Below are 1264 nucleotides of genomic sequence, written 5' to 3' on the forward strand. Positions count from 1 at the left end.
ATTTTTTTAGTCCCCGGTATGCTATTTCTTGTTGTATAATTTAACCGAGGACTCTTGTTCCCACGTGAGGAAAGGAAGAGTTCCTCATCGTAGGCTTTTAGGTTTCTTAGCATGGCGAAGGCTATCTTGACGAGGATGTTCGCCAATGCTCTGAGGGCAAGAGATGGTTTCTTGCCCTCTTTATTTGTCTTCTTGTCATAGTAGCCTTTCATCCATGCTCCGCATTTCTTCGCGTTTATCGCCATCATATGGAGAATGCCTCTGAGTTTCTTGTCACAGTTTTTCCTCATCCTGCACATGCGAAAATTACCACTCTGGGATACTATTGGCATAGTTCCACAATACTTCTGGAAATCCCTGTAATTTTTGAATTCGTGTGTAAGAAATGCTGTTACTAATGCCATTCCTGTAGCTACTCCAACACCCGGGAGCGTCAGTATTATGTTGTATTTCGATTTACGTAGTTCTTTCTCCATCTCTTTTGTTATTTTCTTTTTCTCTCTTTTTGCTTCCAGAAGTTGTGTGGCAACATTCGCGATCATGTCCCTGGTGTATTTTGACATGCCCCAGTCAATGGCTTTTTCCCTGAGTTCTTTGACCTTTCTTTTCAATGAGGATGTGTAGCGTAGATGATTCGCTTTGAAATGTCTATTTATCTCCTTGTCAGAAATCTTCCTGAGTTCGGTTACATCCGGGCATATGGTGAGCAGGAATATCCTCCCGTCACAATCTGTCCAAGAATTACCCATCACCCTAGCATATTCAGGGAAATAATTATGAAGTTCGTTTTGAAGTTTGTTCTTAAGTCTTGAGGACATGTCGGTATAGTACCTGTAATGCCTCAATAATTCCCTGAAAAGCATGCCGAGTTCGTCATGTGTTGCCTTGATACAATATTCCGGGTGTTCTTTGTAGGTAAGGGCGATACACCTGGCATCTGTTGAATCTGTCTTCACGCCGTTCGAATGATAGCCTCTGGCTTCCTTTGACCTTTTTGGTGGCAGGAGATAAACCTCTTTCCCTCTGGATAGCAAGAAATCTCCCAAACGATTAAAACTTTCCTCAATGACGAAAACAGCGTCTTCTGATACCATCTTCAACAACTTCTCATACCCCGCTATACCATCCTTGATCTTAAAAACCTTATCCTGTTCGATAGAATAGCAGGTGTGAAAATTCCACGACCAGTCAATTCCCACAATATCCATACTGATTCCTCCAAAAAACATTGTGCAGTCAATGAGTACAGGTTAATCGATGTAGC

At 41.9% G+C, this 1264-nt stretch carries 1 protein-coding gene; it reads right to left on the reverse strand.

Annotated elements, in window-relative coordinates; translation table 11 throughout:
* On the reverse strand, positions 1-1208 hold a 1208-nt coding region (locus tag DU53_RS11630), incomplete at its 3' end, for an IS110-like element ISKol6 family transposase (protein WP_063728798.1).
* Positions 1209-1264 lie beyond the last annotated feature (56 nt).

Source organism: Kosmotoga sp. DU53, assembly GCF_001639905.1.
GTDB lineage: Bacteria > Thermotogota > Thermotogae > Petrotogales > Kosmotogaceae > Kosmotoga > Kosmotoga olearia.